General features: G+C 26.5%; 2 protein-coding genes. Both read left to right on the forward strand.

The features are described 5' to 3' along the window. Positions 1-539: 539 nt before the first annotated feature. A complete protein-coding gene (locus EC396_RS12810; protein WP_129366946.1) occupies positions 540-1049 on the forward strand; it encodes a CAP domain-containing protein in 510 nt (169 codons plus the stop codon). Between the two features lie 53 nt (positions 1050-1102). Continuing rightward, positions 1103-1279: a hypothetical protein gene (locus tag EC396_RS17920; protein ID WP_164975276.1), complete on the forward strand. Its 177-nt coding sequence runs from the start codon at positions 1103-1105 to the stop codon at positions 1277-1279. The last annotated feature ends 462 nt before the right edge of the window (positions 1280-1741 follow it).

Raw genomic sequence — 1741 nt, forward strand, 5'->3', positions numbered from 1 at the left:
CAAAATGACCGGTTTTTATACAAATCATTTAATAAAAAAACCGCCTCAGGTTATGAGACGGCTTCTTTTTATGCGTAAAAACAAAAATGAAATACATTTTTTTTTAAACAAACGGTATTAGAAAACCATACAAATAGTATTGTAATTCCGTAAACAAGGATTGTTTTACCATATAAACGGTATGTTTTTATAAACAAATGGTAAATTTTTACGTTTTTTTATTGTTTGGGTTATTATTTTTCATATATTTGTTATGTAATATTAATACAATAACCCCATAACCCCACAACAATAAAATGATTACAATTAATTTTACATATCATTTTAACAATTCAATCAACCCCTTCTTATTTTTAAATAAGAACATAAAATCATCAAGTCATTTTTTTCCAAAAAATGAACTTGATGATTTTATTTTATCAACAGGTATTTTACAACAGATTTACATTCCAAACTACATTAGAAAAAAGATCAATTTAGTTTTTTAAAATACCTTACAAACAACATTAAATACAACTAACCCCACAAAGCCCCACAAAATGAAAACACTACCCCTAAAAAACAGCCTACTTGCTCTTTTATGTCTTGTTTTATTCTCTTGTTCACAAGAAGAAGATGGGATTTATTTCGACAAATCAAATCAACTATCAGAAATTGATACAATTGAATATTCAGCCATTGAATCTGACATATTAGATTTAGTAAACGCTCACAGACAAGAATTAGGCTTAGCTGCCTTAAAACCAATGAGTATTGTATCTGTTACTGCTGATGAACATACAAATTACATGATTAAAGTAGGTCAATTAAACCATGACAACTTTCAAGAACGTTCAAAAACATTGATGGAAAAAGCACACGCAAAACAAGTTGGAGAAAACGTTGCTTTTGGTTTTAGTACTGCCGAAGGCGCTGTAAATGGCTGGTTAAATAGCGAAAGCCATAGAGCTGTAATTGAAAACCCAAATTATACACATTTTGGAATTTCAACTGAAAAATGTAAAACATCAGGTAGAAATTATTTTACTCAAATATTTATCAATAAATAAATATTTATATCTGATAACTTATATAAGAATATTTATAACTAAAAAATATAATTATGAAACCCCTAAAAATAAACCAACAAGAACCTCATTTAAAAGTAATTAAAAACAGTTCTAACACAGATAAAAATGTGCTAATTAAAAGAATATTTATAAACACACTAACTCCTGATTTTAGCTATAATAATAGCAATAAAGAAGTTATAAGTCCTTTAAATCATGTTCTTTTATAATTAAAAATCAGTCTGGCATACCTAAGAAAATTGTTGTCCCCACAACGGTTCTAAAATCAAAATTTAATTACAGACTTCTTTTTAAATTTTAAATAAAAACATCTCAATTAAAATTCAATTTTAAAGCCCCAATTAAAATTAAATTAAAAAAGAGGCTGTATTGATAATTTCAATACAGCCTTTAAAAATTAAGTTTCAGTTTACCTGACTTAAATTAAATAAAAGCAGCTGAAGTATTAACTTGAGAAAATTGTCGTCCCCACAACGGTAGTAAAATCAAGAAGAATTACAACAAACTGCTTTTTGTTTTAAATGCAATTAAGTTTTTTATTATTCAATTAAAAAAGAGGCTGTATTGAAATTATCAACATAGTCTCTTTAAATAATTATCTTTTAAAATATACTTTAAAGTTTAATAAAAGCAGCCGAAGTATTAACTTGAGAAAATTGTCGTCCCCACAA

Origin of the sequence: Lutibacter sp. HS1-25 (assembly GCF_004121075.1) — a bacterium.
GTDB lineage: Bacteria > Bacteroidota > Bacteroidia > Flavobacteriales > Flavobacteriaceae > Lutibacter.

Coding starts and splice junctions, on each gene's coding strand:
- EC396_RS17920 (WP_164975276.1), top strand. CDS start 1,103: ATGAAACCCCTAAAAATAAACCAACAAGAACCTCATTTAAAAGTAATT.
- EC396_RS12810 (WP_129366946.1), top strand. CDS start 540: ATGAAAACACTACCCCTAAAAAACAGCCTACTTGCTCTTTTATGTCTT.